The sequence below is a fragment of the Pseudobacter sp. genome (assembly GCF_051955275.1).
Taxonomy (GTDB): Bacteria; Bacteroidota; Bacteroidia; order Chitinophagales; family Chitinophagaceae; genus Pseudobacter.
This window is the reverse complement of sequence record NZ_JBQCGW010000184.1, coordinates 1-18,057: the sequence shown is the minus strand read 5'-3', so window position 1 is coordinate 18,057 and position 18,057 is coordinate 1. Positions and strand designations below refer to the sequence as shown.

Annotated in this window: 13 protein-coding genes; 9 read left to right on the top strand and 4 right to left on the bottom strand. The window is 49.2% G+C overall.

What is annotated here, in order from left to right:
* Positions 1-238 precede the first annotated feature (238 nt).
* From ACTHMC_RS15765 to ACTHMC_RS15745, 5 genes are all read left to right on the top strand, one after another.
* Positions 239-2,932 (top strand): 4-alpha-glucanotransferase, encoded by a 2,694-nt coding sequence (locus ACTHMC_RS15765; protein ID WP_440414429.1) that lies wholly within the window; start codon positions 239-241, stop codon positions 2,930-2,932.
* 14 nt (positions 2,933-2,946) lie between these two features.
* Positions 2,947-3,966, top strand: a complete 1,020-nt coding sequence (locus ACTHMC_RS15760) for a dipeptide epimerase (protein ID WP_440414427.1) — start codon at positions 2,947-2,949, stop codon at positions 3,964-3,966.
* Positions 3,967-4,153: 187 nt separating this feature from the next.
* A complete protein-coding gene (locus ACTHMC_RS15755) occupies positions 4,154-6,427 on the top strand; it encodes a serine hydrolase (protein ID WP_440414426.1) in 2,274 nt (757 codons plus the stop codon).
* 53 nt (positions 6,428-6,480) lie between these two features.
* The gene (locus tag ACTHMC_RS15750) at positions 6,481-8,928 is read left to right on the top strand and encodes a mechanosensitive ion channel family protein (RefSeq protein WP_440414425.1); all 2,448 of its coding nucleotides are present in this window, start codon (positions 6,481-6,483) and stop codon (positions 8,926-8,928) included.
* A gap of 88 nt (positions 8,929-9,016) precedes the next feature.
* Positions 9,017-9,517, top strand: coding sequence for a GNAT family N-acetyltransferase (locus ACTHMC_RS15745; protein WP_440414423.1), 501 nt, complete (start codon positions 9,017-9,019; stop codon positions 9,515-9,517).
* Here ACTHMC_RS15745 and ACTHMC_RS15740 read toward each other — a convergent pair.
* On the bottom strand, positions 9,514-10,014 hold the full coding sequence (locus ACTHMC_RS15740) for a MarR family winged helix-turn-helix transcriptional regulator (protein WP_440414422.1): 501 nt from the start codon (positions 10,012-10,014) through the stop codon (positions 9,514-9,516). The genes ACTHMC_RS15745 and ACTHMC_RS15740 overlap by 4 nt on opposite strands.
* Before the next feature lie 156 nt (positions 10,015-10,170).
* Between ACTHMC_RS15740 and ACTHMC_RS15735 the strand changes: the two genes are divergently transcribed.
* A complete protein-coding gene (locus tag ACTHMC_RS15735) occupies positions 10,171-10,623 on the top strand; it encodes a hypothetical protein (RefSeq protein WP_440414420.1) in 453 nt (150 codons plus the stop codon).
* A 64-nt stretch (positions 10,624-10,687) separates the two neighbouring features.
* Here ACTHMC_RS15735 and ACTHMC_RS15730 read toward each other — a convergent pair whose 3' ends face one another.
* The gene (locus ACTHMC_RS15730) at positions 10,688-12,805 is read right to left on the bottom strand and encodes a GEVED domain-containing protein (RefSeq protein WP_440414418.1); all 2,118 of its coding nucleotides are present in this window, start codon (positions 12,803-12,805) and stop codon (positions 10,688-10,690) included.
* A gap of 140 nt (positions 12,806-12,945) precedes the next feature.
* Here ACTHMC_RS15730 and ACTHMC_RS15725 point away from each other — a divergent pair, with 140 nt between their 5' ends.
* From ACTHMC_RS15725 to ACTHMC_RS15715, 3 genes are all read left to right on the top strand, one after another.
* Positions 12,946-13,392 carry a RidA family protein gene (locus tag ACTHMC_RS15725; RefSeq protein WP_440414417.1) on the top strand — a complete coding sequence of 149 codons (447 nt, stop codon included), beginning with the start codon at positions 12,946-12,948 and terminating at the stop codon, positions 13,390-13,392.
* A 311-nt stretch (positions 13,393-13,703) separates the two neighbouring features.
* Positions 13,704-14,207 carry a DUF2004 domain-containing protein gene (locus ACTHMC_RS15720; RefSeq protein WP_440414415.1) on the top strand — a complete coding sequence of 168 codons (504 nt, stop codon included), beginning with the start codon at positions 13,704-13,706 and terminating at the stop codon, positions 14,205-14,207.
* Positions 14,208-14,307: 100 nt separating this feature from the next.
* Positions 14,308-15,012 (top strand): DUF4386 domain-containing protein, encoded by a 705-nt coding sequence (locus ACTHMC_RS15715; RefSeq protein WP_440414413.1) that lies wholly within the window; start codon positions 14,308-14,310, stop codon positions 15,010-15,012.
* An 80-nt stretch (positions 15,013-15,092) separates the two neighbouring features.
* On the opposite strand, the gene ACTHMC_RS15710 is transcribed toward ACTHMC_RS15715, so the two are convergent.
* Complete coding sequence (locus ACTHMC_RS15710; RefSeq protein WP_440414411.1) at positions 15,093-16,952, bottom strand: tetratricopeptide repeat protein; 1,860 nt, start codon at positions 16,950-16,952, stop codon at positions 15,093-15,095.
* Between the two features lie 276 nt (positions 16,953-17,228).
* Complete coding sequence (locus ACTHMC_RS15705; protein ID WP_440414410.1) at positions 17,229-18,008, bottom strand: DUF3050 domain-containing protein; 780 nt, start codon at positions 18,006-18,008, stop codon at positions 17,229-17,231.
* Between the last annotated feature and the right edge of the window lie 49 nt (positions 18,009-18,057).

The window sequence follows — 18,057 nt, the reverse complement described above, 5'->3', positions numbered from 1 at the left end:
ACCCCACCGAAAACTCTGGTTGACGCAGTCGCTCGCGTCCCGCGAGTGACCATAATTTCTTCGCCTCCGGCGAAGGACCCGGCATCCGAACCTTATCTCAGATCCAAATCCCTCAACGGGAAGCCTGTAAAACTATATTGTGTAAATATTACACTTTGTAATAAATTCGCTGAACGGACCGTTTCAGATGGATACATATTTTCATTTGGAGTAATGTTCTGGCGATAAAACTGCATTGATGAAGATTCACTTTTATATCCGCTTCCATACCCGTTTCGGGCAACAACTGGCAGTAACGGGAAATGCCGAAGCGCTGGGAAATGACACGATAGCGCAAGCCTTCAGACTGGAATACCTGAATGAAGAATTCTGGCATGGCAGTATCGAACTGCCCATACAAAAAAACGGATCCCTCCATTATAAATACGTGCTGCTGAATGATGATGGTCATCATGTGATGGAATGGGGCGAAGACCGCCTCCTGGAAGCAGGCTCGCATCCGCCGCAGGAAGTTCAGCTCATAGATACCTGGAACCATGCCGGTGAATTTGAGAACGCTTTTTATACAGCGCCCTTCCAGGATGTGCTGCTGGCAGGAAATAAATCAAAGAAGAAAGCAAAATGGCCCAAACATTTCACACATGTGCTCAAGGTGAAGGCCCCGCTGCTGAAGAAGAACGAAGTGATCTGTGTCACCGGAAGCAGTATCAGCACCAGGGAATGGGATACCACAAGCCCGCTGCTGCTTTCACCCGATAAGGGCTGGTGGACCATTAAACTGGAGATCACCAAGGATGAATTTCCCCTTCATTACAAATACGGCGTTTACAATACCAAAGAAGAAAGCCTGGTACAACTGGAAACAGGAGAGAACCGCAGTCTTTTTGGCGATGCCCACGAATACCAGCTCACCCAGGTTCACGATGGATTTGTGCACCTGCCCAACAACAGCTGGAAAGGAGCCGGCGTTTCCGTTCCCGTATTCAGCCTGCGCAGCAAGAATTCATTCGGCACAGGTGAATTCACTGACCTCAAACTGCTGGCAGACTGGGCCTCCAAAACAGGCTTGCGTCTCATACAGATCCTTCCCGTGAACGATACCATCGCTACGCATACCTGGATCGATACCTATCCATATGCTGCTATCTCCGCCTTCGCCTTACATCCGCTCTATCTCAACCTGAGCGTGGTGGCAGGCAAGAAATACGCAGACGTGATCAAACCCCTGAAAAAGAAACAGCAGGAGCTCAACGCATTGCCTGACCTGAGTTATGAGGAAGTGATGAAGTTCAAGCTGGGCGCCATTCGTGAGCTCTTTGCCCTGCAGAAGGAAGAGTTCCTGAAAGACGAAAATTACCAGCAGTTCTTCAAAGACAATGAGCACTGGCTGGTTCCTTATGCGGCCTTTTCTTATCTCCGTGATAAGAACCGGACCGTGGATTTCAACCAATGGAAAACATATAGCACCTACGATAAAGCGGCCATCACCAAACTGGTGGCGCCATCGGCCCGGCATTTCAACCAGGTGGCCATACACTATTTTACGCAATACCACCTGCACCTGCAACTGAAGGACGCCGCAGAGTATGCGCACAAACAGGGAGTGATCCTGAAAGGTGATATCCCCATTGGTGTTTACCGTTATGGTTGTGATGCCTGGACGGAACCTGAGCTCTATCATATGGAGCAGCAGGCAGGCGCACCGCCTGATGATTTTGCCGTGAAAGGACAGAACTGGGGCTTCCCAACTTACAACTGGGAGCGGATGGCAGAAGATGGATTTGAATGGTGGCATCGCCGCTTTGTGCAGATGGGCAATTACTTCGATGCCTTCCGCATCGATCATATCCTGGGCTTCTTCCGCATCTGGAGCATCCCCCTGCATGCAGTTGAAGGCATCATGGGTACCTTCTCCCCGGCACTGCCCGTGATGGTGGATGAACTCCACGGCCGGCATATTTCGTATGATCATAACCGTTACTGTACCCCATATATAAACGATGCCGTGCTCTGGGAAATGTTCGGTCCCAATCATGAGAAGCTACGCCCGTTTTTACAGCCTACCGGTAACGGCCACTATGCCTTATTGCCTGAATACGCCACCCAGCAACAGGTGCAGCAGTACTTCAGCAAACTGGAAGCATCGGAAGACAACCTGCATATCAAACAGGGACTCTACGATCTCATTTCCAATGTGATCTTTTTTGAACAGCCTGGCTCCAATCAGCAGGGTCTGCATTTCAGGATCGCGATGGACCAGACCAGCAGCTTCCGTCACCTCGACGACTATACGCGCGGCCAGTTGCAGGCTTTGTACTGGGATTATTTCTATCATCGCCAGGACAATACCTGGATGGATGAGGCCATGAAGAAGCTGCCTGCCCTCAAACGCAGCACCAATATGCTCATCTGCGGGGAAGACCTTGGGATGGTACCGCACTGCGTACCCGATGCCATGAAACAACTCGGCATCCTCAGCCTGGAGATCCAGCGTATGCCCAAGGAAGCCGCACAGGAATTCCTCAGACTGCCGGCCGTTCCCTACCTCTCGGTAGTAACGCCCAGCACCCATGATATGAGCACTATCCGAGGATGGTGGGAAGAAGACCGCGAAAGCACCCAACATTTCTTTCAGAAGGAATTGGAACAGTGGGGCGAGGCGCCGTATTTTTGTGAGCCCTGGATCAACAAAGCCATTGTGATGCAGCACCTGCACGCTCCGGCCATGTGGGCCATCTTTCAGCTGCAGGACCTGTTAGGCATGGATGAAACACTCAGAAGGGAGAGACCCGAAGAAGAGCGGATCAATATCCCAGCCATCACAGGCCACTACTGGAAGTACCGCATGCATTTCACACTGGAACAACTGATCAGGGAGCAAACATTTAACGAAGCGCTGGAACAGGCTGTGAAAGCCAGTGGGAGAGCATAGCACCAATCTTTATCATGAAAGTAACTTATCAGACAACGAACCTTCCGTTCCGTTATCCCTTTACTATTTCCAAAGGCACCAAAACCCATCAGCCATCACTGATCGTAACACTCGAGCACCGTGGCATCACCGGTTATGGTGAAGCGCCTGCCATTGCTTATTACAATATCCCGGTAGAGAAAATGGTGGAAGACCTGGAAAGAAAAAAAAGAATGGTGGAGCAGTTCGCTTTCATGGAGCCGGAACGTTACTGGCATTATCTCCACCACTTATATCCCATGAATAATTTCCTGGTCTGTGCGCTGGATATTGCCGCCTGGGACATCTATGGAAAGATCAGGCAGCAGCCGTTGTACAAACTCTGGGACCTCAATATGGCCAATGCGCCCCTGACCGATTATACCATCGGCATCGATTCCACCGAAAAGATGGTGGAAAAGATGAAAGAGAAACCCTGGCCCATCTACAAGATCAAACTCGGTACGCCCGACGATATCGGTATTGTAACTGAGCTCCGTAAACATACTGATGCCACCCTTCGTGTGGATGCCAATGCCGCCTGGACCACTGAAGAGGCCCTGAAAAAGATCCCTGTACTGGCAGAGCTGGGCGTGGAGTTCATTGAACAACCCCTTGCCAAAGACAACTGGGAGGGAATGAAGCAACTGTTCGACGCCAGCCCGATCCCCCTCATTGCCGATGAATCCTGTGTGATAGAGCATGATGTGGAGAAATGCCATGGACATTTCCATGGCATCAATATCAAACTCACCAAATGCAGCGGCATCACGCCTGCACTGCGCATGATCACCAAAGCAAAGTCCCTGAATATGAAAGTGATGGTGGGAAGCATGAATGAAAGCACCGTAGGTTCTTCGGCCATCGCGCACCTGGCCCCCCTGCTGGACTATGTAGACGCCGATGGACCATTGCTGTTGTCTGAAGACATTGCAACCGGGCTTGACTACAACGCAGGCAGGATGAGTGTTTCCGAGAATTTCGGATTGGGCATACAGTTACGCAGCGGCCAGTAGCTCGCGTCCCCGCGAGTTACTTGTATTCAGTCGCCTCCGGCGACACAGTGTTCGCCAGAGGCGAACAAATATTGCTCACTCGCCAGAGGCGAGCGAGTGGTCCCCGAGTAAAAGTAACAAGCCTTATAGCCATACCCCGTGTTTAACAAAAGCTTTGAACTTTGACGGCTAGTTTTAAGAAAAAAGAATGCCGGCGAAAATTTTCTTTATTGGTTTCATCCTCCTGATTGCCATCAATGTGGCAGCGCAACCTGTTTCCATCCACCTGAAGGGACAGGTGCGGGATCAGCAGGGCAGACCCATTGCCTATGCCAGCCTCCAGGTGCAAAGCAGGGGACTTGGAACCATCTGTAACCAGGCCGGTCAGTTCTCTTTATACCTGCCGGCAGACAGCAAACAGGACAGTCTCCTCGTTTCCATGCTCGGTTATTCGTCAAGAAAAATTTCCATCGCTACCATTCAGACATCCATCGATCTGCTGATCCAGCTTGAACAGAAAGCCGTGCAATTGCAGGAAGTGACCGTGCGGCCACCAGACCCGCTCGATCTTATTCAACAGGCAAAAGCACGCATTCCACTCAACTATTTCGATCAGCCACATGTACTCAATGGATTCTACCGGATAGATACCCGGAAAGGAGATGCACATATCATGCTCTCCGAAGCCGTATTCGATATTTTCAATCCGGGGTATAAGCCTGATGACAGGAGCCAGTTCCGCCTGATCAGGATGCGCTCCATCCAGGATGAGCAGGCCATGCATGGCATGGACCTTGGCCTCAAGCCAGGCAGTATTTACGATTATGATATCGTAAAGCGGTTTGAGAACTCAGGGTTGTTGAGTAAAGAAGGATTGAAGAACCACCAGTTCAAGCTACGCGGCACCACGGATTATTACGGAACGGAAGCCTGGCTGATCACTTTCGATCAGAAGGACGGAGTGAAAGAATCCTGTTTCAAAGGGAAGCTCTGGCTGGATGCCAATACGCTGGCCTTTATCGCATTCGATTACAGCCTCAGTCCTAAAGGCATCGAATATGCGCAGTTTGCAAATGCCGCTACACGCGCAGTGATGAAGCTGCTGGGGATAGGGATCGAACCCAAAGCGGAGCGTCACTTTATCCGCTATAAGAAATTCGGTAACAGGTGGATGCTCTCCGATGTGCGCAACGATCACCTGTTGCGCATCCGCAGCAACCGGGGCTTTTATGATTACAATGCAGACGTGCGCGTTGATTATCTCGTTACCGGTGCAGACACCCTGCATCAGCAGGCTTTCACCAGCAATGAATCTCTGGGCAATAACAAATTCATAGAGAATCAGCAAAGGGATAACGATACCAGTTTCTGGAAGAATTACAATACCATCCTGCCGGATTATAATACCACGGAGATCGTACAGCAGATCCGGGAACGTAATGCCAGCTTCAGCCTGAAGAACAAAGTGGAGAAGCGCTTGTCGAAATGGCCGAAAGATCCCGCTGTGCGACTTGATTCCATTTTCAGTTTCTATCATGCCAATGGCGCTTTCAATGGCACCGTACTGATCAAACAAAAAGGGGAACTCATTTTCAGGAAAGGATATGGTTATGCCAATAAAGGAACGAAATTACTGAATGCGGACAGCACACGCTTCCGCATCGGCTCTCTCACCAAAACCTTTACCAGCCTGCTGATCCGTCAGCTGGAGCAGGAGGGAAGACTCAGGTTGCAGGACAGTGCCGGTAAATTCCTTCCTGGTTATATCCATGGAAATGTAACGATTGAACAATTGCTGACGCATAGCTCAGGCATTCCCAATTACACCAATAAAGATGAATACATCGCCGAACTGATACAGAAGCCCATGGGTACGGAGGAGCTTATCCGGAAATTCTGCAGCGATCCGCTGGAATTCATTCCCGGCAATGGTTTCAGGTACAGTAATTCAGGCTACCTGGTGCTGGCGGGTATCATCGAAAAGATCACGGCGCAGCATTATGCAGCAGTGCTGCAGCAAAGGATCTTCGGTCCGCTGAAAATGGAGCACTCTGGCTTCAGCAATGCGCGGCTCAATTCCGTCGGTTACTGGATGGGGGAACCGGAGCCTGCTTATCCGCTAGCCAATATGGCTGGGGCAGGAGGGATCTGGAGCAGTGTAACGGACCTGCTTAAGTATGATGAAGCGATGTATACCTCTCAATTGCTGCCTGCAGCCAGCTGGCAGGAAAGCTTCACACCCAGGACAGATTATGCCGACTGGGATGCAGGTTATGGCTATGGCTGGATGATTGACCGGAAATTATTCAGCGAATCCAGATCGCATACCATCATTTACCATCCGGGCACCGACTTCGGTTATTATTCCATGTTCGTGCGGCAGCCCGACCAGCAGAACCTGGTAGTGATGCTGAGCAATAACGGCGATTTCCCCCGCTTCGATCTTACCGACCTGGTGCTGGAACTGATCAACAAGAAATAGCGTAACAGTTCATAATGATTAAGATATAAATCATTATATTCATACCAATGAGTATGCGTACGCGAAGTTCGATATTGATAAGCCTGTTCGTTTTCATTTGTATGCTGTGTTCCGTTAACCGGACAATCGCGCAGCAGCAGCATTTCCTGTCTGATTCCGTGATGAACCTGTTAAGGCAGGCAGCAGGGCAGGACTATCATAAGAGCCAGGATAAATATTCCGCCGGACGGATGGCGGCCAGGCAGGAAGCGCTCATCAATGATCTCAAAAGCACTTTACTCAAAGCCAAAGTTTTCATCACCCGCGGGCTTGACACCAATGCCATCAATACAGACCTTGATAATATTCAGCGATGGTATGATACCGGATGTGACGGTATTTTCCAGCATAAAGGCTCGCTCCAGAGCCATCGCAACCTCACCAGCACCAATATCCTCTTTAAAGAGCTGCTGAAAAAAATAGATACGCGCAAACAGGCGGTGGACAAATATCAGCATGAGCTGTCGGGTTTCCGCATGCACCTGGACTCACTGGGAACAGACAGCGCACTGTATTATATCTCCAATGATTCGGCTGCACTGATGCAATTTCTTAGCAAGATCATGGTGGTGAGGCAGGAGATCAATCCAACGGACAGTATTCTGGAACAGGCCATCCAGCATGTACGTGGCTTGCAGAACAGGATCAACCTGATGGAAAGTACCGTCAGCACGGCTTTGGATGAGATAGAGCATTATCACAAGGACCTCGACAGGAACTTTTTTAGCCGGGAGACCCACAATATCTGGGAAGGGGTGACCAGTTACAGACCGATCAGGGAGATCATCTACTACTCTGCATTGAAAGGTCAACTCGCATTGTGGTTCTATGTACAAAACCATTGGGGCAGGATGCTTTTACTGCTAGTACTGGTGATCGCTTCCACGGTTTTCATCAGTTCACTAAAAAGAAAAGTGAAGGCCGAAGGCCTTTTACAGCAACATTACCAGGGGCAGCTTGTGCTGCGATACCCCGTATTGTCTGCCATCCTGATAGTGGTGTCCGTTTTCCAGTTCATCTTTCCATCTCCACCTGCATTGTTCACCACCATCCTGGGTGTAACAGCCGCCATAGCGCTCACCATCATCTTCAAAGGATTCATCACAAGGCACTGGATGTTTATCTGGCTCACCATGTTCGTACAGTTCCTGATTGCATGTGGAGATAATCTCATATTGCAGGGCTCCAGGATAGAAAGGTATTTCATGCTCCTGTTTTCACTGGTGGGAGTGATCACAGGACTGCTCATCCTGCTGAAAGGCAGGCGCAGTGAGCTCCGTGAAAAGGCCATCCTCTGGTTCATTGCTTTTGTGGTGGTACTGGAACTGGCAGCCATCTTCTTCAACATGTATGGCCGTTACAATTACGCCAAAACGATGTATGTAAGCGGCTTCATCAATGTGATCATTGCCATCACCTTCCTCTGGGTGGTAAGGTTGGTGAATGAAACATTGTTACTGGCTTCTGAAGTATACAAACGGCCGGAAAGGAATTCCTTCTTTATCAATTTCGAAAGGGTAGGGCGAAAAGCACCTGCTGTATTCTATATATTCCTGGTGGTGGGATGGTTCATTATCTTCGGCAGGAACTTCTATGCTTTCCACCGGATCGCGGATCCGATCCAGGATTTCCTCTTTGCAGAAAGGAGTATCGGTCAATACAATTTCAGTATCAAGGGCATGCTGCTCTTCTTCGGCATCCTGTTCATTTCCACTTTTGTGTCGCGCATCGTTTCTTTTTTCGCCACGGATAAAGTGCCGGTGCACAGCTCTTCCACCGGTCAGAAGAAGATCGGACTGGGCAGCTGGATATTGCTGATTCGCATTGCCATCATCAGTATCGGCCTCTTCCTGGCCGTTGCTGCGGCAGGTATTCCGCTAGACAGGTTCACTATAATCCTGGGAGCACTGGGTGTAGGTGTGGGGCTTGGTTTGCAGGCCCTGGTCAGTAACCTGGTGAGCGGCCTGATCCTGGCTTTTGAAAAACCCGTGAATGTAGGTGATATCATTGAAGTGGCCGGTAAAACAGGCACCATCAAATCCATAGGGTTCCGGAGCAGCGAGCTCACATCCATTGACGGCTCTACTGTGATCATACCAAACGGAGACCTGCTGAATGAGCACCTTGTGAACTGGTCGCAGGGCAGGGGGTTCCGCCGTATAGAACTGGTTGTAGGCGTGTCTTACGACACCAATATTGACGAAGTGCTTCCTCAGCTGAACGAGCTGCTGAAAGCCAATCAGCGACTTCTCAGTTCGCCCCCGCCAGTGGCGTTTGCAGATAAATTCAACGACAGCACCATCGATCTCAAACTGCTTTTCTGGATCTCCAATCCCCGCGAATTCATGCATGCAAAAAGCGAGGTAATGAGTGATGTGCAGGCCCTGTTCAATAAAAACGGGATCAAAATCCCGTTCCCGCAACGCGACATACATATCGTTACAACAGACAAGCCGGAATAACCACCCGTCACATTCCATGACCGTCATTCAGTGATTCCTGAAAATATATGTAGTCAACTACGTATCTTTGTACCTAAACGAGAAGGTCATGCAGCAGAAATTTGCTATTGAACAGATACATACTTCACAGGGCAGGCAGGCGGTGAACCTGATATTACCGATCCAGCAGCTGGAATTCAATGTGCCGGTAACGCTGGAAGACCAGCCTGACCTGCTTGATATAGATCAGTTCTATTACAGGGATGGTGGTTCATTCTGGGGTGCCTTTCATAATGGAGAGCTGGTGGGTACTATTGCCTTACTGAACTGCGGTCATCAGGCGGGAGCTATCCGCAAAATGTTTGTGAAGAAGGAATACAGGGGAAAAGAATTCGGGATAGCGCAAGCATTGCTGGATACACTTTTCGCTTTCTGTGCGGATCATCGCATCCACCATGTTTACCTGGGCACTGTTGATGCGTTGAAAGCGGCCCAGCGTTTTTATGAGAAGAATGGATTTTCCAGGATCGATATGCAGGAGCTGCCGGATTATTTCCCGAGGATGCCTGTTGACACGATCTTTTACCAGTTCCATACAAAGGAAGACTAGGCCTTTTTCTTTTTTGGCTTAGCAGCGGCTTTCTTCTCAAAGGCCCTGTCGGCAAAGCTTTTCTGGCGAAGCACTGCTTCCACCTCATCGATGGCCAGCATCAGGTTGTTGGCAGTATCCGTGATCTCCGTCATGGTTTTGATGATCAGGTTCCATACCGGTCCCATTTTACTCACCAGGTCCTTTCCTTTATCGGTTAGCTGTATCAGCCGCTTCCGTTCATCGGTCTTATCGCGGCCGGATTTGATGAGTTTCTCCTTTTCAAGCTCTTTCAGGAGGGTGATAGTGCTGGGATGCGTATAACCGATCTCGGCAGCGATCTCCACCACACTCAATACGCCCTTGTTGTGCAGCACATAGATCACAGGGAACCACTTGGGCTCGAACTCGATCCCATGATCTTTATAGATCAGCACACCGTCTTTCCGGATCTGTTCCGCCAATCTTTGCAGTCTGGTGGAAATGGCCAGCACGCCGGCTTTGTCGATTACATTCATACGCTTCCGATTACCCTCAAATATACGTAGGCAACTACGTTTACACAAAAAGGATTGTATTAAACGGGGGTGAAAAAACGGTTGAACAGCCCATCCGCATTTTGTACATTTATCATACTTCGTACCCGCACATTCATTCAACTTCAAATCAAGCTTATGTTATTCACCCGGTCACTCACCGGATGGCTGCTGTTGGTTGTGTTCCTCAGCGGATGCGACCTTAAAAAGGATTGTGATGTATGTTCAGGAACAGGCAAAGCCATCTGCCTTCCCTGTAACGGACAGGGCAATAAACCAGACGGCTGGTGCTTTGGTTCGGGAAAACAGAACTGCTCCGATTGCTCAGGCATGGGAAGACAGAACAAAAGCTTCTATGTTGGTTCAAAATACAAAGATGGATTTCAACATGTGATCTGGGAAAGCTACAGCGGTTACACGCATGTACTGGCTGGTTACATCAATGTAAGCATCACCTGCAAGGACTGTTATGGTGCAGGAAAGGAAGATTGCAAAACCCCTGGTTGCCGCCAGGGAAAAGTGGATTGTACTTCCTGCAATGCAACAGGCAAACGGGAATGTATTTTCTGCGAGGGTACCGGAAAAAGCTGATCAGATGCAAAAAGTCCGGCTACCTGAAGGCAGCCGGACCATACAATGATCATACGAAGATCAATTACTTACTGGTTACAATCAATTTTGCATTCCATTGCTGTTGTCCGGCAATAGCAGAAAGATAATACATACCTGCAGGAAATCCACCCGGGATCACCAGTGTTCTTTCCACATTACGGTTACCCGCCCAAACAATACGTCCCTGCGCATCGCGCAGGACCAGTTTCACGGAAGTACCCTGTTGCAAGGGAAGGCTGATATTGATATTTCCATTTGTTGGATTTGGGGAGATACTGAGCTTTCCGTTAGCTTCGGAATTTCCTGAAGGAGTTCCCAGGATACGGCTGTAGAATTTCCGGCCGTTCTGCTCGATAGCCAAAATACGGTACCAACCTGTGCCGGTAGCTCCTTCATCTGTAACTGAATATTCGTTTACTGATGTACGTGAATCAGCAGGAAGTATACTCTTGATACTTGTAAAGGCATCACCTTGTTTACCGGCCCTTTGCAGTTCGTAACGTATTACCTGTGATTCTTCGCTGGCTTTGAAAGAAAATCTTATAACCTGATTCTGCAACCGGATCCTTTCGTCATAGATCTTTACAGGCAATGCGCCGGGCAGGTTGATGGTAACACTGTAATCTTCTGTTTGTCCGTATAGTTGATTGCCACAGGCCGTAATACCGGGATTGCCTATAAAATCAGCTACCACCCTGAGACGTAAAGGAGCGCCCAGCGATGTTCCTGACGGAATGGTCACATCAACACTATGGGTATAGTCATTACCCGGCAGGCCGGCAGGAGTGGTGGAATTCATCACCTGTTCACCCGCTTCAAAGCTGCCATTGTTATTGTAATCGATCCACACTTTTGCTACCTGACGGTTGGTGCGGGTACTTACTCTTAGTGAATAGGTTTGTCCTTCTTCCACAGAGGTGGTCATATTGCAGCTATGGTCCAGATAAAAAAGACCATCAATACTGTAAGAACCGGTGGAATCATCAATGGAACTGAACTGTATCCTTACCGGGCCCATATCATTGTTGTTACCTGTATTTGTGATAGAGGCTGGCGCACAGGCAGCACTGGCAGTGAGTTGTGCAGGCGGTGTGCGCAGGCCTGCCGATGTCAGCAATCCGGCTCTTATTGTTTCCATGCTGGCAATCATCCTGTCGCGCTGCCCCGGTGTAAATCTCCACGCACCACAGTTGGTATAATGCATGAAATTATTGCCCTGTCCGTTCCAGGGGGCGCCTGTACAGGGATTATTGGTTGCAGGGCAGGCAAAGAAGGCAGACTCGTTGGTAGGGTCCGTATCGCAGACCATATCACCCTCCGTTGTACAATCTGTATTCGGGGGACAGGTAGCACCGGCAGCGCCCTCGAAAGTGTGATAGAGGTTGAAAGCATGTCCCAGTTCATGAGGCAATGTCTTACGGCCGGCCATTGCCTGCGAGGCGAGCATCACGGTACCATCGAGCCAGGAAGGCGCTCCGGGAAAATACGCGTAACCGGCAGTGAAAGAACCTACGGTTCCGGGATAGCCATCTTTTCCATCGATCTTATTTACGATCCAGATATTGTAATACTGATTGGCAGGCCAGATGCTGAGGGATTTCACATCAGGGTCATCGGCCCCCAGTGCTGTGGAAGCATTCAATCCACCGGCCACATAGTTGGGAATACCACTGCCATCAACCCGATTGATACCCGTGGTGGGTGTACAATCCGGGGCACGCTGCGCAAGGATGAACCGGAAAGGTACGCGGGTGCCTCCCGTTGACGGTGTGGGATAACCCGGCCAGGTTGCCTGGAAAGACTGGTTCAGGTAATCCAGCATACCCGTCAGTTGAGCGTCGTCTGGATTATAATCCGAACCTACTGCATCGCCGATATGGATCACATGTATCACTACAGGAATTTCATAAATGGTTTCCGGGCCATTGGGAACGCGGCCATCCACCGAAAGCTTTTCAGCAGCTGCTTTCTCATTCAGCCATTCCCTGATACGTGCTTCCTGTTTGCGGAGTTCGGGCAGGTAAGTGGCAGATACCTGCTGCATCTTCCGGTGCTTCGTATCAAAGCCGCAAACGGGTTGTGCATGCAGGAAATGAGGTAAGAAGCAAATGAAAATGAATAAAAAACAAATGAATAGTACGGGTTTCAGGTTGTTTCTCATAAGGGGTGTTAGATGCACTATAACGTTGCCACATTAAAAAAAGTATGGCTTAAAGCAGAAGGTTTTCCGCTTTGAGTACCAATCTCCCCAGGGGGCTGGACCTTGTTTTGATGCATTATTCACGAATCAAAAAAAAGGGTATGAGTCAGCAGATACAGCATATCAACCCGGATGGCATGGCCAGTAACCCTGCTTATTCCCAGGGAGTGGTCACCTTCGGCAATGGTAAAACCATCTATGTAGGCGGCCAAAACGCCGTGAATGAACTGGGAGAAATAGTGGGAAAGGGCGATCTGGCAGCGCAGACCATGCAGGCCATGCAGAATGTACAGGCGGTGCTTGAAGCTGCAGGTGCAGGCTGGAACCAGGTGATAAAATTGTCCGTTTTCATCCTGCAGGGCAATGATCCGGTACAAGGATTCCAGGCCGCGCAATCTTTCCTGGCCAGGATGGCTAAGCCGCCTGCTGTAACGGTATTACTGGTAGCCGGACTGGGCAATCCTGATTTTCTGATCGAAGTGGAAGCCATCGCTTTCCAATCTGAAGTGGCCATTGTTGGCGCTGAGGACCTGGATCATATCAGGTAGAAATATTTTCAACGGCTGGTTACAAGCGAAGTGATTTTCCGGCAAATTTGCAGCATGGAAAAACAGTACGCAGTAGACCAGGTTTGAAGGCAGACCTGCGCGGAGCCACCAGTTATGTGCTCGATCCGGAACGCAACAGGTTCAAAAAATCGTTTTTTTCCCTCTGTGAAATCAGCGGCCTGCTGGCAAAATATGATATTAAAATAGTGCAGAAGTAACTGCCGGATCGCTCTGGTCATTCCTTAACTTCTTTTAATTTCAGCGAAGCACAAATTTTGCTAATTTGGGGTAATCGTTTAAATAATCCTCATATGCCCACTATTGACTTACCCTGGTTTGGCAAGCTCGACACCGGTTCACTGGAAGAATATTATGAACAGGAGAGTGTTGAGATCGAAGGAATGACCATTGACATCGACCTCAATTTCGAGAACAATACCATTGAAGAGGAACGCCTCATTGCCACCCGCAGATTCCTGGAGCAGATGCCGCGCTGGATAGCACAGAACAGGAAATACATTCAGGACAATATCAAGGACAATGATGATGATACCATCAGGGAATATGCCGACTACCTGGTGGAAGTGCTCAGTGAAGATGAACTGGCGCAGCTGATAGACGCAGATGACGACACGGAGGACCGCACCGCCTGGATCGCCGGAAAGCTGCAGTTGGTGAGGGTTGGCTTATACCCCGACAGTGCTCAGCATTTTGCCATCTTCGATTATACAGTTGGCAGACAGATCGTAGACTACCTGGTGGTGATCAATACGGATGAAGAAGGTCAGCTGGATTATATGACCATGGAAAGCTGATCGGCCAGGGATCGATACCACTCATCCAGTTTCAGGCTTTAGGATCTTTGCCGGAAGGATTATTGTCTATCTTTAAGAACACCTTACCAAAACAACAGACATGAATCCTTCCAGTTCCACAGCCAGGCTTGCAGGAGCGCTATATCTTGTAGTTGTTCTGACCGGCATTTTCAGTCTCGCTTACGTTCCTTCACAACTCTACAACCTGAAAGATCCGGTGGATAATTTCACGAGACTGACAGGATCTCCCTATCTTTTCCGCTGGGGCATCATCAGCAGCGTGACCTGTTATATTGCCTTTCTGTTACTTCCTCTGCCACTGTATCGCCTGCTGCATCCTGTTAATGAAACAGCGGCGCGACTGATGGTTTTACTGGCCGTGATCAGCGTTCCAATCTCACTGGTGAACCTGCAGCATAAACTGGAAGTACTGAACCTGCTGGACGCAACCGTTTATCCACCGGGCGGCAGCCCGATGCCCGCGTTGATTCTGGCTCAATTAAAATCCTTCAATAATGGCCTGCTCATTTCACAGATCTTCTGGGGCCTATGGTTATTGCCATTTGGATGGCTGGTATACCGCTCAGGCTTTCTCCCGAAGCTCCTTGGCATCTTTCTGATCCTGGGATGTTTCGGTTATGTAATTGATTTTACCGGTACGCTGGGCATTCCCGGCTATAACGAAACAGCCATTGGGAAATATATCACCAAACCAGCCACTATCGGAGAGATCGGCATTTGCCTCTGGCTGCTGACTGTGGGTGTCTGGAAAAAGAGGGAAGTGCATTATAACAGCATGGCATAACCGAACCACCTGATTAATAATAAAAGCGGCCCGTTACCAGGCCGCTTTTCTCTTACTCAAAACTGCAGTGTTTGAAGCTCTTACAGGGTACAGCTTTTGATCAGGCCGTTTGCCATGGTGATGCGCTTGCTATCACCCGCATCCTTGAGATCAACAAATTTCTCCAGTCGTTTTGATCTTGCAACTGTATAATCCTGGTCGTAATAATAATTGGTGGTGGTTCTTACCGGACCGTTCTGAGAAACATCGGAACCTGTGTAAACCCTGGCGGTCTTCGCCTGGTTGAAGCTATGGATCACCTGGATGAAATACCTGCCAGGTTTCAGCCCCTGGAACTGGAAGAATCCCTGTGCATCGCAGGTCACTTCCATACGGTACTTATTGGCTTCTTTGGACATGTATACACCGGTCTTCTTTCCTTCTTTTTTCTCGCGCAGCTCATACCATGCTTCCAGGTAAGGGGTAACAGGGTAGAGGGCCACTTTGGTTCCGGAGGCGCTGAAGATCAGGCCATCCACCTTGGTACAGGCCCTGCCGCGGATAGTGCAGGTGCCGCGCTCCAGCATGCTGCCGGCGAGTTTGGCGTCGAATTGCGCTTCGGGGAACATTGACCTGAATGCGTTCTTACCTACAGCCTGCTGCTCACCGCCCTGTTCAACATATTTCTTTCTCTCTGCATCAGCGGCCTTCTTGTTACCGATGGCATCATAAGCATAAGCCTTGCTCAGATAAGCATCCAGGTTCTTCGGATCGAGATCGATGGCTTTCTGATAATAGTTGATCGCTTCAGAGAACTGTTGTTTTTCTTGCAAGGCAAGCGCCACATTGAAGTAGGCGCCGGACCATTTAGGTGTGAGTTCAACAACTTTCTTATAATCATTCAATGCATCATCATACATACCCGCTGCATAAAATACATTGCCGCGATTGAGGTACACTTCGCTGTTCTTAGGCTCCAGGTTCTGGGCGGTGAGAAAATCCATCAGGCATTTTTCAGCATCGCTCAGCTTGGAATAGGCATTGGCCCTGTAGACGTAGGAGATGGCTGCTTTGGGGTTTTTCTGAATGGCTTTCGTATATTCTTCTACAGCAGTTTTCCAGTATTCCTGCTGGTAATAGATATGTCCTTTGCGATTGTAGATCTGCCAGTTTCCGGGATTCTGTTTTTCCACTTCATTATAATCGTAGATCGCATCGTTGTAGCGACGCAGTACACCATAACAGATGCCACGGTTAAGGTAGGCATCGGAATAGGTGGGATCGATCTGGATGGCTTTGGTATAATCATCGATGGCGTTATCATACCGGCCCTGATCATGATAGATGGTACCGCGGAAATAAAAGCCCGGCGTATAATTGGGCGCCAGGTTGGTGCACTGGGTATAATCGAAGATGGCCAGCTGCGTTTGTTTGGTATCGTAGTAGATGGCAGCCCTTTTGGCATATGCACGAACGAAATTCGGCTTCAGTGCGATGGCTTTGGTATAATCCGAAATGGCTTCGCCGGACCGGTTCATCCGGGTATTGATCATTGCGCGGGCATAATAATCAAAAGCCGTTTGCGGAGAGCGGAGGGCTACAATGGCCTTGTCGGTGGTTTTCTTTGCCAGGTCGTTCTGCTCATTGGAATAATAGATGTCGGCAAGCATGGCGAGGAACAGACCATTATCCGGGCTCAGCTTAACAGCTTTCTCGGCGTCTATCTGCCCATTCTTCCAGTCGCCCTGCATGATACTGGTATTTCCACGTACTGCATAGGCGAGGGCGCTATTCTTATCTGCATTGAGAACATCACTGGCGGTGGCTTTTGCCAGCTTTACATTTCCTTCCATTAACTGATTGAGGGCGGTTTCCGCTTTAGAGCCGGATTGACCAAAAGAACGAGAAACAGCCCCGCTGGTGAGGACCAGCATTACAAAAATTGACAATCTGCGTATCATGTGTTTCAGGTTATTTTTCTGCTGCCAAAACTAATTATTTCTGCACTTCAGCACAGGGAAACATGCCTGAATTTGTACACAATTGCGTTAATATTCAACTGTTTACCAAGTTTCAGGTACGGATCACTACCGGTTTCCCGGGAAGCGAAAATAAAGAAGTTCCCATTTCCGTAATATTAGAAATACGGTTTATGCTCCGGAAGATGCTTTCGGGCATAAGAAATGGGCTATACAGACGGAAATCGCCTGACCTAACGGAAATGAGTAACCGAACCATTAATTTTTCCGGGCAACGATGGCATCATGCACACCGTTCCAGAGGTTGATGCGGAACTGGAGCGCGGCGGATACGGCGGCTTCGGCCTGTTTCCAGTATTCTTCGTTATCGCCGCAGAGCCTGGCAGTCATCTGCAGGGCCAGTTCGCTGTGGATACCGCCATCTACCTCAATATGGCGTTCGAGGTAATACTTGAAAAGGGTAATATTTTCAGGCTGTCCTTCACTGATATCATTCACCAGTGAATAGAACATACCGGGGATCAGGTCTTCACGGCCAAAGCAGAACACGGCTGCCAGCAGGTGTGGCTGATCGGTAGCTATCACGTGGAAGGTGAAGGTCATGAAATCCCTGACGGAAGGAGGCAGGTTGGCTGCTTCAAAAGCGGGGAGCAGGTTACGGGATTCCTGCAGCACTTTGAGGAATTCCTGGACAGGGGCGGTGGGAGCACCTGATTGCTCCATGGCTTTCAGGTACATTTCAAAATGACTCATCCGGACCCCGTCAGGCGTGATATCCGATTCTTCACCTGTAACGATCTCATTGATCAGGTAGCTGGCCTCGCCATCACCTTTGGGGAACCAGGGAACGGAAGTGCAGGTAAGATTGAACTGGAGGGATTTGAGAAGGCTCATGAAGTCCCATACAGCGTACACATGGTGCTGCATGAAGATGCGGATATCTTCAATATCTTCCATTACTGCATACAGTTTATGGTTGATGATGGCCTGTTTCAGCGGTTCGATCTTTGCTCTGATCTTCTCTATCCTGTGATCCATATTCAAAAATTTGGCGCAAATGTAAGGCATGAAGGGCTGGCATGGGAAT

Bases quoted from the DNA above. Each gene is read 5' to 3' on its own strand.
- ACTHMC_RS15765 (WP_440414429.1), top strand. From the start codon at position 239: ATGAAGATTCACTTTTATATCCGCTTCCATACCCGTTTCGGGCAACAA.
- ACTHMC_RS15760 (WP_440414427.1), top strand. From the start codon at position 2,947: ATGAAAGTAACTTATCAGACAACGAACCTTCCGTTCCGTTATCCCTTT.
- ACTHMC_RS15755 (WP_440414426.1), top strand. From the start codon at position 4,154: ATGCCGGCGAAAATTTTCTTTATTGGTTTCATCCTCCTGATTGCCATC.
- ACTHMC_RS15750 (WP_440414425.1), top strand. From the start codon at position 6,481: ATGCGTACGCGAAGTTCGATATTGATAAGCCTGTTCGTTTTCATTTGT.
- ACTHMC_RS15745 (WP_440414423.1), top strand. From the start codon at position 9,017: ATGCAGCAGAAATTTGCTATTGAACAGATACATACTTCACAGGGCAGG.
- ACTHMC_RS15740 (WP_440414422.1), bottom strand. From the start codon at position 10,014: ATGAATGTAATCGACAAAGCCGGCGTGCTGGCCATTTCCACCAGACTG.
- ACTHMC_RS15735 (WP_440414420.1), top strand. From the start codon at position 10,171: ATGTTATTCACCCGGTCACTCACCGGATGGCTGCTGTTGGTTGTGTTC.
- ACTHMC_RS15730 (WP_440414418.1), bottom strand. From the start codon at position 12,805: ATGAGAAACAACCTGAAACCCGTACTATTCATTTGTTTTTTATTCATT.
- ACTHMC_RS15725 (WP_440414417.1), top strand. From the start codon at position 12,946: ATGAGTCAGCAGATACAGCATATCAACCCGGATGGCATGGCCAGTAAC.
- ACTHMC_RS15720 (WP_440414415.1), top strand. From the start codon at position 13,704: ATGCCCACTATTGACTTACCCTGGTTTGGCAAGCTCGACACCGGTTCA.
- ACTHMC_RS15715 (WP_440414413.1), top strand. From the start codon at position 14,308: ATGAATCCTTCCAGTTCCACAGCCAGGCTTGCAGGAGCGCTATATCTT.
- ACTHMC_RS15710 (WP_440414411.1), bottom strand. From the start codon at position 16,952: ATGATACGCAGATTGTCAATTTTTGTAATGCTGGTCCTCACCAGCGGG.
- ACTHMC_RS15705 (WP_440414410.1), bottom strand. From the start codon at position 18,008: ATGGATCACAGGATAGAGAAGATCAGAGCAAAGATCGAACCGCTGAAA.